The 17179-nt window shown below is 32.9% G+C and carries 20 protein-coding genes; 9 read left to right on the forward strand and 11 right to left on the reverse strand.

The window, feature by feature from the left end; genetic code table 11:
• Positions 1-456, forward strand: a 456-nt coding sequence (locus Q0800_RS03510; protein WP_299127684.1) for a peptidoglycan-binding protein LysM, incomplete at its 5' end; no start/stop codon positions are given.
• Here the strand turns inward: Q0800_RS03510 and Q0800_RS03515 are convergent.
• From Q0800_RS03515 to dnaA, 4 genes are all read right to left on the reverse strand, one after another.
• Positions 453-1169 (reverse strand): SAM-dependent methyltransferase, encoded by a 717-nt coding sequence (locus Q0800_RS03515; protein WP_299127687.1) that lies wholly within the window; start codon positions 1167-1169, stop codon positions 453-455. The two genes, Q0800_RS03510 and Q0800_RS03515, sit on opposite strands and share 4 nt — an antisense overlap.
• Before the next feature lies 1 nt (position 1170).
• The gene (locus Q0800_RS03520; protein WP_299127688.1) at positions 1171-2589 is read right to left on the reverse strand and encodes a PQQ-dependent sugar dehydrogenase; all 1419 of its coding nucleotides are present in this window, start codon (positions 2587-2589) and stop codon (positions 1171-1173) included.
• 65 nt (positions 2590-2654) lie between these two features.
• A complete protein-coding gene (locus Q0800_RS03525; RefSeq protein WP_299127690.1) occupies positions 2655-3119 on the reverse strand; it encodes a low molecular weight protein-tyrosine-phosphatase in 465 nt (154 codons plus the stop codon).
• A gap of 17 nt (positions 3120-3136) precedes the next feature.
• Complete coding sequence (gene dnaA / locus Q0800_RS03530) at positions 3137-4564, reverse strand: chromosomal replication initiator protein DnaA (RefSeq protein ID WP_299127692.1); 1428 nt, start codon at positions 4562-4564, stop codon at positions 3137-3139.
• Between the two features lie 201 nt (positions 4565-4765).
• Here dnaA and Q0800_RS03535 point away from each other — a divergent pair, with 201 nt between their 5' ends.
• Positions 4766-5173 (forward strand): thioesterase family protein, encoded by a 408-nt coding sequence (locus tag Q0800_RS03535; RefSeq protein WP_299127741.1) that lies wholly within the window; start codon positions 4766-4768, stop codon positions 5171-5173.
• Here Q0800_RS03535 and Q0800_RS03540 read toward each other — a convergent pair.
• Genes Q0800_RS03540 through Q0800_RS03560 form a run of 5 tightly spaced genes read right to left on the reverse strand, consistent with a single transcriptional unit; the run spans position 5168 to position 8693 of the window.
• A complete protein-coding gene (locus Q0800_RS03540; protein ID WP_299127695.1) occupies positions 5168-5779 on the reverse strand; it encodes a YigZ family protein in 612 nt (203 codons plus the stop codon). The two genes, Q0800_RS03535 and Q0800_RS03540, sit on opposite strands and share 6 nt — an antisense overlap.
• Positions 5780-5783: 4 nt before the next feature.
• On the reverse strand, positions 5784-6632 hold the full coding sequence (locus Q0800_RS03545) for an EamA/RhaT family transporter (protein ID WP_299127697.1): 849 nt from the start codon (positions 6630-6632) through the stop codon (positions 5784-5786).
• The gene (locus Q0800_RS03550; RefSeq protein ID WP_366518828.1) at positions 6629-7246 is read right to left on the reverse strand and encodes an HAD family phosphatase; all 618 of its coding nucleotides are present in this window, start codon (positions 7244-7246) and stop codon (positions 6629-6631) included. Before Q0800_RS03550 ends, Q0800_RS03545 begins: the two co-directional genes overlap by 4 nt.
• Positions 7233-8237: a bifunctional diaminohydroxyphosphoribosylaminopyrimidine deaminase/5-amino-6-(5-phosphoribosylamino)uracil reductase RibD gene (gene ribD / locus Q0800_RS03555; RefSeq protein WP_299127700.1), complete on the reverse strand. Its 1005-nt coding sequence runs from the start codon at positions 8235-8237 to the stop codon at positions 7233-7235. Before ribD ends, Q0800_RS03550 begins: the two co-directional genes overlap by 14 nt.
• Entirely contained in the window at positions 8238-8693 is a 456-nt protein-coding gene (locus Q0800_RS03560) for an LEA type 2 family protein (RefSeq protein ID WP_299127702.1), read from the reverse strand.
• A gap of 63 nt (positions 8694-8756) precedes the next feature.
• Between Q0800_RS03560 and Q0800_RS03565 the strand changes: the two genes are divergently transcribed.
• From Q0800_RS03565 to Q0800_RS03585, 5 genes are all read left to right on the forward strand, one after another.
• Positions 8757-9248: a GNAT family N-acetyltransferase gene (locus Q0800_RS03565; RefSeq protein ID WP_299127703.1), complete on the forward strand. Its 492-nt coding sequence runs from the start codon at positions 8757-8759 to the stop codon at positions 9246-9248.
• A gap of 2 nt (positions 9249-9250) precedes the next feature.
• Entirely contained in the window at positions 9251-10150 is a 900-nt protein-coding gene (gene prmC, locus Q0800_RS03570; RefSeq protein WP_299127704.1) for a peptide chain release factor N(5)-glutamine methyltransferase, read from the forward strand.
• Between the two features lie 67 nt (positions 10151-10217).
• Positions 10218-10799: a TIGR00730 family Rossman fold protein gene (locus Q0800_RS03575; protein ID WP_299127705.1), complete on the forward strand. Its 582-nt coding sequence runs from the start codon at positions 10218-10220 to the stop codon at positions 10797-10799.
• Between the two features lie 80 nt (positions 10800-10879).
• Complete coding sequence (gene ligA, locus Q0800_RS03580) at positions 10880-12874, forward strand: NAD-dependent DNA ligase LigA (RefSeq protein WP_299127706.1); 1995 nt, start codon at positions 10880-10882, stop codon at positions 12872-12874.
• Positions 12875-12972: 98 nt separating this feature from the next.
• Positions 12973-13716, forward strand: a complete 744-nt coding sequence (locus Q0800_RS03585) for a hypothetical protein (protein WP_299127707.1) — start codon at positions 12973-12975, stop codon at positions 13714-13716.
• Positions 13717-13948: 232 nt separating this feature from the next.
• Here Q0800_RS03585 and Q0800_RS03590 read toward each other — a convergent pair whose 3' ends face one another.
• Positions 13949-14860, reverse strand: coding sequence for a metallophosphatase (locus tag Q0800_RS03590; RefSeq protein ID WP_299127709.1), 912 nt, complete (start codon positions 14858-14860; stop codon positions 13949-13951).
• 5 nt (positions 14861-14865) lie between these two features.
• Positions 14866-15627, reverse strand: a complete 762-nt coding sequence (locus Q0800_RS03595) for a 5'-nucleotidase (protein WP_299127711.1) — start codon at positions 15625-15627, stop codon at positions 14866-14868.
• Positions 15628-15698: 71 nt separating this feature from the next.
• Here Q0800_RS03595 and Q0800_RS03600 point away from each other — a divergent pair, with 71 nt between their 5' ends.
• Positions 15699-16217, forward strand: a complete 519-nt coding sequence (locus tag Q0800_RS03600) for a hypothetical protein (RefSeq protein WP_299127713.1) — start codon at positions 15699-15701, stop codon at positions 16215-16217.
• A complete protein-coding gene (gene dapA / locus Q0800_RS03605; RefSeq protein WP_299127715.1) occupies positions 16217-17110 on the forward strand; it encodes a 4-hydroxy-tetrahydrodipicolinate synthase in 894 nt (297 codons plus the stop codon). The genes Q0800_RS03600 and dapA overlap by 1 nt, the downstream gene beginning before the upstream one ends.
• Positions 17111-17179 lie beyond the last annotated feature (69 nt).

Genomic DNA, 17179 nt, shown 5'->3' on the forward strand with positions numbered 1-17179 from the left:
GGTAAATCTTTTGAAGGATTTAAAGAAGCTTTGGCTTTTAAAGAATCTAGAGGAGATTATTTTACTGTAAATACACTAGGTTATTTGGGTAAGTATCAATTTGGATCTGAAACTCTAAAGTTAATTGGTATTTACAATCCGAATAAATTCTTATATAACCCTGAATTACAGGAAAAGGCATTTATGGCTAACGCTTCTCGTAATAAATGGGTTTTAAGAAAAGATATCAAACGTTTTGATGGTAAGTTAATAGGTGGTGTTAAAGTAACAGAATCAGGAATTTTGGCTGCGGCTCATCTTGCAGGACCTGGCAGTGTTAAGAAGTTTTTGCGTAGTTATGGTAATAACAACTTTTCTGATGCTTATGGATCTACTGTAAAGCACTACATGAAAAAGTTTTCTGGGTACGATACTTCTGTTATAGAGCCAAATAAGAAAGCTAAAGCAATTCTTTAATCTTTTTGAATTATAAATATAGCAGGTCTCTTATGTAGATCCTCATTTTGGTGTTTCCAATCTTTTGCCGCTAAGGTTTTTATAAATTCTGTTGGAAGGGTTAAATCACAGGCTACACAGAGCCTAGTATGAGGCTGAAGAATCTGAGCTAAATCATTGAGTAACGTCATATTTCTATACGGTGTTTCAATACATATTTGAGCTTGGTTTTGTTCGTACGACAGCCGTTCTAAGGCCTTTATTTTAGATTTTTTTTCAGATTTATCAATGGGTAAGTAGCCATTAAAGCAAAAATTTTGTCCATTCATGCCAGAGGCCATTAAAGCCAAAATAATAGAAGATGGTCCTACTAGCGGTGTTACTTTTATTTGCATTTGATGCGCAAGACTAACAATATCAGATCCTGGGTCTGCAATAGCAGGGCAACCAGCTTCTGATAACAAACCTATAGTTACACCCTCTAGGCAAGGATTTAAAAATGTTTGACGTTCTGCTTCTGTGGTGTATTTATTTAAAACTCTTAGTTTTAAGTTGGGTTGAGGTTTATTTGGTGAGACTCGTTTTATAAACCGACGCGCTGTTTTTTCATTTTCAACAATATAATAATCAACTTGTTCAATAATTTTTTTAATAGCCAAAGGTAATACTTCTAATGGTGGATTATCTCCAAGTCTGGTTGGGATTAAGTATAATTTGCCTTTAGGAATTTGCATATTAATTTAAAACTATTCTTTTTGTAATTTGTTTAGTATTGGGAGCTTTTATTTTTAGCAGATATATGCCTTTAGCTATATCATTAACATCTATTTTCTGAACGATTTGTGTATTTCTATTTATTGTCTTTACAATTTTGCCCTGCATATCATAAATATAAAGGGCAATAGGTACCGAGGTGTTATATTTTGAAAAATCAATATTTACAAATCGCTCAGAGGGATTAGGGTAAATTGAAATTGATCTTAGATCGTTATCATTTGCGCCAAGCGTGTTGTTATCTTTTATTTTGTAAATAGTCCCTCCTAATGTAGAAAAGTACAACTCACCATTTAAATCTTCACCAAATGCTACAATGCTACCAAGAGAGAATGGTTCAATAGTCATTGTCCAATTACCATTTTCAAATCGTAAATAACCCAAATCTTGATTACAAAAATCTGAAAAGAAATAAAGTCCGTTCAAACCAGGATGTTCAGTTCCTCTATACATGTAGCCTCCGGTAATAGAACAGCCACCAACGGCATTGTGTACGTATTGTGCCACAGGGAATTTTAAGTTGTCTTCCCCAGAACATTCTGAGGCATTACCACCAAACTCACTGTTGCCTTCGTAGCAACGCCAGCCATAGTTAAGACCCGCTTCAGAGAGTGTAGCACGGTTAATTTCTTCTATTTGATTTTGCCCAACATCACCAATCCATATATCACCATTAGCTCTATCAAATGAAAATTTCCATGGATTTCTAAGTCCGTATGCCCAAATTTCGTCATTGGCTTCAGAATCGTTTATAAACGGATTATCAGCAGGGATGTCATAAGGATTGTTAGCCGTAGCGTTGTTAACATCTATCCTAAGTAATTTACCGAGTAAATTTCCGAGGTTTTGAGAATTATTAAGAGGGTCACCACCAGAGCCACCATCACCAGAGGAAATATACAAATAACCATCTGGGCCAAATTGCAATTCGCCACCATTATGATTAGAAAATGGCTGCGTATAGGTTAATATAACTAATTCTGAATTTGGATCTGCTAGATTAGGGTTGGTACTACTGCGTGTAAATCTAGATATTACGGTTTCATTATCTGAGGTACCTGTAACATCTCTAGTATAATTGACAAAAAAATGACCGTTTGAAGCGAAATTTGGGTGAAACGCCAAACCTAAAAGCCCTTCTTCATTTCCGCCACTTTCTACACTTGAGGTTATATTTAAAAAAGGCGTGCTCTGTACTACGCCGTTAGTGCTAATTATTTTAATAAAACCATCTTGTTCTGCAACAAAAAGTCTATCATCGCCCGCATGTTTAATATTTACAGGTCTATTAAGATTAGATGCAAATAGATCCACATCTAAGCTTTGGCTTATTGTAAGATTATGAATTAAAAAAGCTAAAAGTAGAATTGAATGTCTCATCCCAGTTATATTTAAGAACTTCTCTTGTAAATGTAAGAAATAATTAGCCATTAACAGAGAAGTTATTAAATGTGTGTAACTGTGAGTTTTTTGGTTATGACATTAGAAGTTTCTTGTAATAGATTAAAAACGTCTAAAAAATCATCTATGTTACCGTAATATGGATCTGGTACATTTTTATTTGTTGCCGTCTCGTTTTCGTCTAAAAATAGTTTAACCTTATGGTGGTCTTCATTGGTTCTAGCCAAACTTATAATGTTGTTATAATTAGATTTGTCCATTGCGTAGATGTAATCAAAATTATCAAAATCTGAAACTTTAAACTGCCTAGCAGATTGGCTACTAATATCAATATTATGAGCTTTAGCTACTTTTATGGAGCGAGGATCTGGTGTATTACCGATATGGTATGCTGCTGTTCCGGCTGAATCTACATAAAATTTATCTTCTGGCAATTGGTGTTGTAGAATACCATGTGCCAATGGTGATCTGCAAATATTACCTAAGCAAACCACTAATAAACTAATCATAGTTTTTTGGCTACTATTTAAACAGAAAGTTTTTTAGCTAAATCTTCAACATATTTTCTAAATTGTTTATCTGTTGAAGATAAATTATCTACAGTTTTACAAGCATGTAGCACTGTAGCATGGTCTCGTTGACCAATTTGCGAACCTATACTAGCTAAAGATGCTTTGGTGTATTTTTTAGCAAAAAACATAGCTAATTGTCTTGCTTGTACAATATGACGCTTACGTGTTTTAGACTGAAGTGTGCTTACGTCCATTTGAAAATAATCAGACACTACTTTTTGAATATAATCTATGGAAACTTCGCGTTTTGTATTTTTTACGAATTTCTCAACGATTTCCTTAGCTAAATTTAAAGTAATCTCTTTTTTATTGAATGAAGATTGAGCAATTAACGAAATAATAGCACCTTCTAGCTCTCTTACGTTAGTTTTTATGTGTTTTGCAACGTATTCAATAATGTCATCAGGCATTTCTACACCATCTCTATAAAGCTTATTTCTTAAAATAGAAACGCGTGTCTCAAAATCTGGTGATTGTAATTCTGCCGAAAGACCCCATTTAAAGCGCGATAATAAACGTTGCTCAATATCTTGCATGTCTACAGGTGCTTTATCACTAGTTAAAACAACTTGTTTGCCATTTTGATGTAAGTGATTAAATATATGGAAGAATACATCTTGTGTGCCAGATTTACCAGACAAGAATTGGACATCATCAATAATAAGAACATCAATGATTTGATAAAAATGAATAAAGTCATTTCTATTATTCTTCTTTACCGAGTCTATATATTGTTGTGTAAACTTTTCCGCCGAGATGTATAGTACTGTTTTTTCAGGATATTTATCTTTAATATCTACACCAATAGCATGTGCTAAGTGTGTTTTTCCTAAACCAACACCACCAAAAATTAACAGTGGATTAAAAGATGTGCCACCAGGTTTATTAGCAACCGCAATACCAGCATTTCTTGCGAGTCTATTAGAGTCACCTTCTAAAAAATTCTCAAAACTGTAACTAGGGTTAAGTTGCGATTCAATTTTCACATTTCTTATCCCAGGTATAATAAAAGGATTCTTTAGCTCAGGACTTTTATTATCAAAAGGAACATCAACATCTTGTGACTTAACTGATGATCTGTTAGAACTAGGTATTTTTTCGGTAAATGGTTGTTTGTTGCCATAAGTATTTTCCATTTTTATGACATAAACCAATTTTGCATCTTCACCAAGTTCTTTGGTTAATGCAACTTTTAAAATTTTAACGTAGTGTTCCTCTAACCATTCGTAGAAAAATTTACTAGGTACTTGGATGCTTAACGCATTACCAGAAAGTTTCACAGCAACTATGGGATCAAACCAAGTTTTATATGCTTGAGGTTGAATATTATCTTTAATAAATGCTAGACAATTCCCCCAAACAGATTGCGCTGTTACCTCCATACTTAAGTTAATTTTTAATTGTTAGTTAGATTAGCAAAAAGAAAAGTAGATTATCAAATTGCGAAACTTAATAACTTACATTCTTATGAGACAAATATGTGAACAAAATTCTTAATAAAAAAATGATTTTCTTTTGAATTTTTAGAATTTTTTCCCCATGTTTAATTAAATACTACATTTTTAAAAATGACCTATAAATATATGAATTATAATGAAACCAGAATAAGAGTTAGGTATGGAGAAACGGATCAAATGGGCGTAGTTTATCATGCTAATTACGCCACTTATTTTGAAGTAGGTAGAACAGAATGGCTCAGAGAGTTTGGGCTTAGCTATAGTGCTATGGAGGCAGAAGGTGTTATGTTGCCTGTGATTTCATTATCTATAAATTACAAAAATTCAGCACGTTATGATGATGTTCTTAAAGTAAAAACTTCATTAAAAAAAATGCCTACCGCTTCTATAGAATTTAAATATAAACTCGAAAACGAAGCGGGAGAATTATTGGCTACAGGCAGCACCGTTTTAGCATTTGTAGACATGAAACGAAATAGACCTACGCGATGTCCAAAATATCTTTTAGACAAACTGCAAAATTATTCGTTATAATTCGATGATTTGAACACCATAAAATTGACTGAATAGCCTAAATATTTTAGAAGCGTTACTTTTTCTGACAGAGATTTCTAACAAACAATTCTCATTAAGAATTCGATTTGCGATTTCAACGTCATAGTCTTTTAAAATTCTCATCACTTTACTCATGTTTTTATATTCAAATTTGAGCTTAAAGTTTTTGTTAATTGTTTTTTCTATAATTAGTGCATTTTCTAATGCTAATTTGGCGCCTGTTCTGTAGGCGTTTATAAGGCCACCTACGCCTAATTTTACACCACCATAATATCTAATCACTACAATAAGAACATTGGTTAAGTTAAATGCTTGTATTTGTCCATATATAGGCTGCCCTGCTGAGTTACTGGGTTCTCCATCATCATTGACGCGGTACTTTAAATTGTTGCCATAGCCTAATTGATAGGCATAGCACCAATGGCGTGCAGAATGATGTTCTTTTTTTAAAGTGTCTAAATGTAATTTTATATCCTTCTCACTGTTAACAGGGAATGTATAACCATAAAATTTACTGTTTTTGTCTTTAAAGAGCTCGCCTTTACACATTTGAGCTACCGTTTTATAAGTGTCTTTTATGGTCATAATATTATAAGGTTACTAGGACTATAGAAGTAACTGCGGTAATAATACCAATCCAATTTTGTTTAGTAATGCGCTCTTTAAAGAGTAAAAGCCCAATTAAACAAGATGCAGCTACAATGGCTACGTTATTAATTGTAAAAATAGTAGAACTCTCAAAACCATTAACGCGTAAGGCTTTTAGTAAAAAGTACATAGAGCCATAATTGACTACTCCCAAAGCAATACCAAAAGGTATGGCTTTACTTTTAAAACCTGTTTTATTTATAATTGCATTAAAGATGCTTAGGACAATTCCGAGGGTTCCTGCAACAGAAAAAATTAAGGTTAAGAATAAAGGAATATTGCCTTGTGGTGCAAAATGATTAACACTAGTATCAATAATCCCAGAACCTAAAAATAAAATAATAGGTAAATAAATGTATGGGTTTAGTGCGGTATTATCTTTTGGTTTTATTGATGTAAGTAAAACGGCTGTAAGTGCCAATACAATCCCAAATATTTTTAAAAAGCCAACACTTTCGTTATACACAATAATACCAAAAAGTACAGGTATAATAACACTCATTTTGCTCGATACAGAAACTGCAGACAGTCCATTTTTTTGTGCTGTTAGTGCCATAATATTAAAAATAGAAATAAATAAAAACCCTAATATTATAGCAGCATAGATCCAAGACGAGTTAATAATCGTTATAACGTCTATATTTTGTTCTGAAAATAAAACGCCACATAAAGCTGCGGTTAAATAATTAAACACTATAGCGTGTAGCGTATTAATAGTGTAGGTTTTAAAGAGTTTAAAAAGAACAAAAATGGCAGTTGAGGATGCTATGCTTAGTAGTAAATAGATCAAAAGTGTTCTTTTTTAATTTTAAATAAATCTATGACATCTTCTTTAGTTTCATCAATATTCCAGGTATGAAATCCCATAGATGCTGCGGTATCTGTATTTTCCTTAGTGTCATCTATAAACAGGCATTGGTTAGGATTAAGATGGTTTTCGTCTAATACAAATTGAAAAATATCAGCATTGGGCTTTCTTAAATTAATCTCTTGCGAAAGGTAGAATGCATCAAAGCAGCTTTTAAATTCATCGTAAAACGAAACATTAGATTTAATAAAATCAATATGCAAATCATTGGTATTGCTTAATAATATGAGTTTGTAGTCTCCCTTGTTTACTAAGGTCCTAATAAAGTTGAGCCTGTACCTTGGAAAGTCTTTAATAATAGAATTCCAAGTATGTACGATTTGATGACGGTTTAGATTCGGGAATTTGCTAAGGTAAAAATCAATAAATTCTGAGGATGTTATAGCTCCAACTTCAAATTTAGTATTGGTTTCAACCATATCAGCTTCAAAGGTATCTATTTTAAATAACTGTAATGCAGTTTTCATGGCACCTTGCTTATCAAGGTTTATAAAAACATCACCAAAGTCAAAGATTAAGGTGTTAATTATTGACATAAATATTTAATGTGTCTGTTAGAATTTTTGATTCTGAAATAAGATGTCCATTCAGATCAGGTGCTTTTACACCTTCACCAAATTTAATTTCACCAGTAAAAACTCTGGCTTCATCCCATAGGTTTTCGTCAATAAACGTTTGTAAAGTTTTGGCACCTCCTTCAATAATGATTGAATTTATATTGTTTTGGTATAACATATTAGCAATCTGTGTTGCTATAGGTTTATGAAAATCTACATTTTGTTCATTTACAATAAATGTTTCAGCTTCATCATTAAACACCTTAAAATCAGAATTTAATTTAGATGTTTTATCTATGACAACGCGTATAGGATTTTTGCCCTTCCAATATCTAACCGTTAAACTAGGATTATCCTCTAAAACGGTATTGGTACCCACTAAAATGGATTGTTCTTCGGCTCTCCATTTATGCACTAATTGTCTAGAATAAGTATTAGTAATCCAAACAGGTTTTTTTTCAATTTTCGATTTTGGTGCAATAAACTCATCTCTAGACTCGGCCCATTTTAAAATAATATAAGGGCGTTTTTTATTGTGAAATGTAAAAAAACGGTTATGATGTTTTTTGCATTCATCTTCTAATATACCAACAGTAACATCGCAGCCAAAAGCTTTAAGTTTAGCTATACCTTTGCCTGCAACTTTAGGATTATCGTCTACACAGCCAATAACAACTTTTGGGATTTTGTGCTCAATAATTAAATCACTACACGGAGGTGTTTTGCCATAATGCACGCAGGGTTCTAGCGTAACGTAAAGTGTGCATTTAGATAAGGCACTTTTATCTGTAACCGAATTAATAGCATTTACTTCAGCGTGCGCTCCACCATAGGCGCAAGTAAAACCTTCTCCTACAATGTGATCATTAAAAACAACAACAGCTCCAACCATTGGGTTGGGTCTAGTTGTTCCCAATCCGTTTTTTGCAATTTGTAAACAGCGTCTTATGTAATCGTTGTGATTTGGCAATTAGAGCTTAATTTTTACATTCTGAATTTTATCAACCTTGTAAGTAGATGAGTAGCCAAATACTTTGTATTTAATGTCGCCTTTATAGTGTATTTCTAGTTTTTGAGAAATTAAACTTCCTAATAAACCACCAATACTTTTTTTGTCAATGATGCTGTCTGTAGCAATAGCTACGGTCAGTGATATTTTAAAATCTTTTTTAGAAGGAACTTTAAATTCTTCAGAACTAAACTTAGCAACTTCTGCATCGTTAATATAAACCCTAAGGTCATCTGTTTTTAAGACGCCTCCCACATTATTTGTGTTTAAGAAATGTGCATCAGCACTTAAGGTAATAGTCTTAATATTAGAATCTAAGACCTTAATGTTTTCGAGACCTATAAATTTTGGATGCTCCTTAACCGAGCAGTTAAAAACTAGTGTAAAAAAGAGTATAATGGATATGATTCTTTTCATTTAAAAATTTGAATTATGCGTATCTTCACGCCGAATACATCGACATAACTAAACAGATTTAAAGTGGGTAAAGATACTATTGTTATTCGAGAAATTGAACGCAAAGATGATACAAAGGTTGCTAAAGTAATACGTTCGGTTTTAATAGAGATGGGTGTTCCTAAAGTGGGAACAGCGTACGAAGATGCTGCTTTAGACTATATGGCAGAGACTTACAAGGCGCCTCAAAAAGCTTATTTTGTTTTAGAAAAAGGGAATACTATTATTGGTGGAGCAGGTATCTCTCCATTAGATAATTATGAAGGTAATGTATGTGAGTTGCAAAAAATGTACTTTATGCCAGAGGCCAGAGGCAAAGGTTTAGGTGCTAAGATGATGGCAGTATGTTTAGATTTTGCAAAAAAATCTGAGTTTGATCAATGCTATTTAGAAACCTTACCATTTATGAAAGGCGCGAGAAAATTATACCGAAAAGTAGGTTTTATACCCTTAGAATCACCTATGGGAAACACAGGTCATTATTCTTGTACGGAATGGATGCTTAAAGATTTATAAATTTGAAAGCCTTAGACTTAAAACATATTTTTCATAAGGAATTAGACCTCATTTATGGTAAAAATGAAGTTGAGAGCTTCTTTTTCTTAGCTACAGAGCATTACTTTAGTTTGGCTCGTATTCAACTGGCATTAGATCAGCAGTTCTCATTTTCAAAGCCCGAAACAAATACTTTGTTTACTATTCTCGAAGATTTAAAACAGCAAAAACCAATTCAATACATATTAGGATACACTGAGTTTTATGGTTTAAAGTTTAAAGTAAACCCAAATGTTCTCATCCCAAGGCCAGAAACAGAAGAGTTGGTAGATTGGATTATTAATAGCTACAAAGAGTTTAGTCACAGTGCAATTAAAAGCTCTCATTTAAAAATATTGGATATTGGTACAGGTTCTGGTTGTATAGCAATTAGCTTAGCGAAGCATTTGCTAAATGCCAAAGTTTATGCAATTGATGTTTCAAAGGCTGCATTAGAAGTAGCAAAAGAAAATGCTAAAATAAATCAGGTTGAAGTTGAGTTTTTAGAGTTAGATATTTTAAAATATGAAGATGCTTCCCTTTGGGAAGATGTCGTTGAGCTAAAGAAGGGCTTTTTTGATATAATTGTTTCTAATCCGCCATACGTTAGGCATCTCGAAAAGAAAGAAATGCAACCCAACGTTTTAGATAACGAACCACATTTGGCATTATTTGTTGCGGATAATGATCCATTAGTTTTTTATAAAGCCATAACGGATTTTGCTGTTGATAATCTAAAACAAAAAGGGCAACTTTATTTTGAAATTAACCAGTATCTTGGGGAAGATTCCATACAATTATTAAACAATGAATCTTTTGAAGCCATTACGCTTAAAAAAGACCTTAGCGGTAATGATAGAATGTTAAAAGGTATAAAGAAATAGATTAATTATCATCCCTACTAAGGTAGGAAGCTAAAACTAAAAGATTCCCATTTTAATGGCTAAGTATATGAAGTGTATATCAGTATTTTGCGGAAGTAATGATGGTAACGATGAGGTAATTGTTAATGAGGCTTACAAACTAGGTAAAACCCTAGCAAATAAAGCGATTACATTAGTATATGGAGCTGCAAAGATTGGAATAATGGGTAAAGTAGCTCAAGGTGTTTTAAAACACCATGGCAATGTAATAGGTGTAATCCCACATTTTTTAGAGACCAAAGAAATTGTGCATAATGGTCTTACCGAACTTATAGTTACAGATAATATGCATAGTCGCAAAGTTATAATGTACGATAAAAGTGATGGATTTATAATTATTCCTGGAGGTTTTGGCACCATGGACGAGTTTTTTGAAATTACCACTTGGGGACAATTAGGCTTACACACCAAGCCTATTGGTATTCTTAATATCAATGGTTATTATAATCCTTTAATTGCTCAGTGTAAAATGATGGTAACACGCGGGTTTTTAAAACAAGAACATTTAGACGCTGTTGTTGTAGACACAACTATTGATGGTTTATTAGAAAAAATGCATAATTATGTGCCATTACCAGCACCAAAATGGTTAAATAAAGAACGGCTTTAATTGCTGCCAAGGCATCAATCTACTGCATAAAACGACGCTTAAATTAAAAAATTCTTACTTACTTAAGAATAACAATTAGAATGAATACAAAACAGAATATAGAATCCCTCAGAGACGAACTGCGACAGCACAATTATAATTACTACATTCTCGATAATCCTACCATTAGCGATTACGAGTTTGATGTAAAACTAAAAGAACTTCAAGCCTTAGAAGACGCACATCCGGAGTTTTTTGATGCCAACTCACCAACACAACGTGTTGGTGGTGCCATAACAAAGAATTTTAATACCGTTGTTCATAATTTCAGAATGTATTCATTAGATAATTCGTATTCTAAGGATGATTTGCTAGATTGGGAAAAGCGTATAAAAAAAATGGTTGACGGAGATGTACATTATACTTGCGAATTAAAGTATGATGGTGCTTCTATGAATCTTACTTATGAAGACGGTAAACTTGTAAGAGCCGTCACTAGAGGTGATGGTGTGCAAGGAGATGAAGTTACAGCAAATGTAAAGACTATAAATACAGTACCACTGCAATTAAAGGGAGATTATCCACAGCGTTTTGATATACGAGGTGAAATTATTTTACCCATAGAAGGCTTTCTAAAAATGAATGAAGAACGCATAGCTAATGACGAAGAGCCCTATAGAAATCCTAGAAATACCGCATCAGGAAGTTTAAAGCTGCAAGACAGCGCAGAGGTGGCTAAACGACCGTTAGAATGTTTGCTCTATAGCATTAAAGGTAATAAGCTCAATATATCAACGCAATTTGAGGGTTTAGAAAAAGCCAGAGCATGGGGTTTTAAAGTGCCCAAAGAGGCTAAGTTGGTAAATTCTATTGAAGAAGTTTTAGCCTACGTTGAATATTGGGATACACATCGTCATAACTTACCTTATGAAATAGATGGAGTGGTGGTAAAAGTAAATAGCTTATTTCAGCAAGATGAATTGGGTTTTACTGCAAAATACCCACGTTGGGCGATGGCTTATAAATTTAAGGCAGAACAAGTGTCTACTCGGTTAAATGAAATAACCTATCAGGTTGGTAGAACAGGTGCAATTACACCAGTGGCTAATTTAGAACCTGTGCAATTGGCTGGCACTATTGTAAAACGCGCATCGCTGCATAATGCAGATCAGATTGAAAAGTTAGATATAAGAGAAGGAGATGAGGTCTTTGTAGAAAAGGGTGGCGAAATTATACCAAAAATTATTGCGGTAGATTTAACTAAAAGGCTCATTAATTCTGAACCAACCAGTTACATTAATAGTTGTCCAAAATGTGAAACTCAGCTCGTAAGACCAGAAGGTGAGGCAAAACATTATTGCCCTAATTATAATGGATGCCCTCCGCAAGTTATCGGTAGAATTCAACATTATATTTCTAGAAAAGCTATGGATATTGAAGGCTTGGGAGGTGAAACGGTGGCTTTATTGGTCAATGAAGGTTTAATTGCTAATTATGCAGATCTCTATGATTTAACAGTTGAGCAGGTAATTCCTCTAGAGCGTATGGCAGAGAAAAGTGCAGAGAACTTAGTTAATGGAATAAAAGCTTCTAAACAAATACCATTTGAGCGCGTGTTGTTTGCCTTAGGTATTCGTTATGTTGGTGAAACCGTAGCTAAAAAATTAGCTAAACATTATAAGTCTATTGACGCCCTTATGGTGGCTTCAACTCTAGATTTAGTATCTATAGATGAAATTGGTGAGCGTATAGCGGAAAGTGTTGTAGAGTTCTTTTCTGCAGAAGAGAATAAGATAATTATGGAGCGTTTAAAGACTTATGGTGTTCAGCTTAAGATTTCTGCTGATAAGTTGGCCAACCAAACCGATAAATTAAAAGGACTTTCTATTGTGGTTTCAGGAGTTTTTGAAACCGTTTCTAGAAATGAACTTAAAAAATTAATAGAAGATAATGGAGGTAAAGTGTCTTCTTCTATTTCATCTAAAACTAGTTATTTAGTTGCTGGTGACAAAATGGGGCCAAGTAAACGAACAAAAGCAGAAAATTTAAATATTTCAATACTAACGGAGTCCGATTTTTTAAAATTAGTTAAGTAAAAACTTACAAAAAAATACATTTAAACGATTAATAAGATAATTTTATCGTTTATTTATGAAATCATTATATATTCGTCTCATTAATAAGGGATTAATTAATGATGATTATAAAAAGAAGCTTAGAAGCATTAGCATTGCTTTTGGGAATTACGTATATTGTACTTCAATTTTTTGCTTTTTTCGATGAAGGTAGAGCTGTCAGTGCTCTACTGTTAATAGTGCTTAGCATTTTATATGGCACATATACAAAATATAAATCGAGATTATTTTTTGGGTTTTTATTGCTATTTTCATTAGCGTTGAGCCAAGACTATCTGTCTTATAAAATACAACTCCTCTCTGGCGATGGCAGTGACTATTCATATTACAGCACTAATATACTGTTTATGACAGCGTATTTGCTATTAATCACTAAGGTCCTATATAGGCTTAATTTTAAGGTTGTTTTTTTTAAATTTACGATGCCTATTATTGTTCTTTTAGTATTAGATATCTTCTGTGTTACGTTAGTTACAAATACTTCTAAAAACGAGTTTACTAGTTTTGATTATATCTTGGAGTTTGCATATAATGCTGTTATAATGCTTCTACTCTCCGTAGTTCTTATTAATTATATGTTTAGAAATAATAGTAAATCCATGTTACTTTTATTAGGTTCAATTTGTTTAGTTTTTTCGGAAATTATACAATGGGCTTATTTTTATACCTTAGAAGATGATGTTTTAGTTTTTATGTATTCATTATTATACGTTGTAGCTTTTGTGTTCTTTTATTTGCAATCTCAACATCGTTGCACAGGTCCTGAGCCAATGTATTTGGAGGAAGATTTTAGGGAAGCTTAAGCTAATCTTATTCAAATTAAGGAAATGTTTTTATGCTTCGAGTGCAGAATTAAGCCTAAAGGCACCTGTTATTACTGTCATTTGACACAAAGCCCGTTTATCTTCATTTACCTCAATTTCTACTTGGGTTATGCCTTGGTATTACATCTGTTATTAAAGGGAATGCAAAAATGGAACCTGCTCAAAGCGTTCTAGGTATTAATAAAACTACTGCAGTACTATTTTTAAGTGGTTATACTATTATCTGTGTGCCTTCGCTTTGTGTTTTTTTCCCGTCTTCAAAGTAAAAATCTACTTTACCTAAATAAAGGCCATAAGCTCCAACCTGATTGATAAGCACCTTTTGTCCTTCACTATTTTGTTCTACTGTTGGTTTTGGTAAAAACGTATGTGTATGCCCTCCTATTATCAAATCTATATTTTTGGTAGCCTTAGCGAGGTTTAAATCACAAACACGTTTGGGTTGGTCTTTATAATAATAGCCAATATGAGAGAGGCAAATTACTAAATCGCATAGCTCATCCTCCTTTAGGATTTTAGACAGGTCTTGCGCTATTTCTATTGGGTGGTTGTAACTCGTTTCTTTGTACATAGTTTTGTCAACGAGTCCTTGTAACTTAATGCCAAGTCCAAAAACACCTATTTTAATACCGTCTTTTAAAAAGGTTTTATAGGGTTTTACGAGGCCATCTAAAACTGTATTAGTGAAATCGTAATTTGCAGAAACAAAATCGAATTTAGCATGTGGTAACTGTGCATGTAAGCCCTCTATACCATTATCAAAATCGTGATTGCCAATGGTGGCTAAATCATATTTTAACATACTCATTAATTTAAATTCTAGTTCGCCACCGTAGTAATTAAAATAAGGAGTACCTTGAAAAATATCGCCAGCATCTAGCAACAAGGTGTTAGGGTTTTCATTTCTAATAGCGTCTACTAAGGTTGCGCGTCTGGCAATACCTCCTTTATTTGGGTTTTTACTATGTTGATGGCCAAATGGGTCTATATGGCTATGTACATCATTGGTATGTAATATGGTTATTTTTTTAGTGGTATTAGAAAAAGACTGTAAATTTAGTCCGCTTAAACCAAGCGCCACTGTAGCTGAAGTAGCTTGTTTTATAAATAGTATTCGTTTCATAACGGTTATTTAGTTTTCATGATAAAACGATTATCTCGCTTAGGATTTATGGTGTCGTTTTTTTTAAAATAATCGATAAGTACATTACGTATTTTATAATCTAAAACATAGAGGCCATCGTTAGGATGAAAAAAAGTCATTTGATTACCTCCATTATATAAGTAGTCATTGGTTGCTACATAATAAATTTTACTTTCATCTATGTTATTTCCGTTGACTGTGGCAGAATAGATCGTGGAATCAGCATTAAGTATGAGTTGAAACTGATTAGAAATAGGATGCGCTTTACCATACTGAGAAAGGTATTCTGTCATTTTAATGATTTGTTCACCTTTTAAAGCTACTATAACTACAGAATTTTCAAAAGGCATAATTTCAAAAGCAGTTCTTATTCTAATAGCACCTTTAGAAATTGGTGCTCTAATACCACCATGGTTTAGGAGTGCAAAATCTAAATGTTGCCCTGTCCTTAAATAAAAAATAGGATCACTTTCTGTAAAAACGGCATCTGCCATTAAATTACCAATAGCGGTGTTGTAATCACCATCCGTTTTAGAGTAAGTGTCTAAAGCAAAAGAAATAATACTGTCTAAATTTTTATTGACGTTTGCTCTATAGGGTTTAATAAAATTTTCAACAGTTGCATTTTTAGATAAAGTTTCGTTAATCTCTAATCGTTCCGCTTTTATTTTGGTGAGTTTGTGTGTTTTATTGCAAGAAACGATAAAGACTAAAAAAAGGAGCTTAAAAATATATTTAATATGCATTGAATAACTTATGGTTAGATCACAAAAAAATCAGTGTGCTTTTACTAAATTTGCACACTAGCTAAAGATAAATGATTTTAAAAGCTTTTAAAGAAAAATCCAATCGAAAGTTTGTTAACCAATTGTTGGATGCGCCTAAACAAGCCATCCCAAACAACAAGTTAAAGACAGTTGGTGTTTTGCTTAATGCCGATGAATTTGATGATTTTGACGTATTTAGAAACTATTTAAAGGAATTAAACTTAACCTCTCCAAAGCATAAAATAATTGCTTTTACTAAAGATGATAAGTTTGAATCTAGTCAATGGGAAACCTATTTTAGTCCAAAAGATTTTGGATGGAAAGGAAAGCTAAATAATATCGACTTAGAAACTTTTGTAAAAGAAGACTACGATATTTTAATAAGTTATTACAAAAAAGACGTTTTAGAATTAAATTTAGTAACAGCAATTTCTAAAGCTAATTTTAAGGTTGGATTGAGTAGAGCAGATGAGCGTATGTACGATTTATTTATAGATGTAAATCCAACGGAAATAGAATTATTTAAAACAGAATTAAAAAAATATCTTAACATTTTAAACAAATTATAATGAACCAATTTATTGGCACTGGTGTTGCATTAATTACTCCTTTTAAAAAGGATTTAAGTATAGATTTTGAAGCCCTTGAGCGTTTAATTGAATATAATATTGAGAACGGAACAGAATATTTAGTCATTAGTGGAACCACTGGCGAAAGTGTTACCGTTACTGCCCAAGAAAAGACTGAGCTTGTACAATTTATCACTAAAGTTAATAATGGTAGATTACCTTTAGTGTTAGGGATAGGAGGTAATAATACGGCCAGTGTCGTTAACGAAATAATATCTACAGATTTAGCAGATATAGATGCTATTTTATCAGTGTCACCATATTACAGCAAACCAACACAAGAAGGTATTTATCAGCATTTTAAGGCGGTGTCAGAAGCTTCTCCTAAGCCAATAATTTTGTATAATGTACCAGGTAGAACCTCTAAAAACATTGAGGTAGAGACAACCCTAAGATTGGCCAATGATTTTGATAATATCATTGCGGTTAAGGAAGCTGGTAATAATGTGCATCAATACCTAGAATTGTTAAGAACAAAGCCAAAAGATTTTTTAATATTATCTGGAGATGATGATTTAGCGCTTGGTGTTGCCTTGGCAGGCGGATCTGGTGTTATTTCTGTTATAGGACAGGGTCTACCTAAAGAATTTAGCGAAATGATTCGTTTAGGTATTGCAGGTAAAGCTAAAGAAGCTTATAAACTGCATTTTGATTTAATGCCAATTACAGGTCTTATATTTGCTGAGAATAACCCAGCAGGTATAAAGTCTGTTTTAGAAGTTTTAGAGATATCTAAGGCTAACGTTAGATTGCCATTAGTAGAAGCTACAGATCAACTCAAAACAAAAATAAAGGCTGCACTCACGGATTTAGGAAAAGTTAAACTTAATTAAAAGTATATTTAAGGTAAACAGTAAAGCGTATTTTCGAGCTTAATTTTAGTTTTCAAAATCCGTTTATTA

The sequence above is a fragment of the uncultured Winogradskyella sp. genome, assembly GCF_937958655.1.
In the GTDB taxonomy this organism is placed as follows: Bacteria; Bacteroidota; Bacteroidia; order Flavobacteriales; family Flavobacteriaceae; genus Winogradskyella.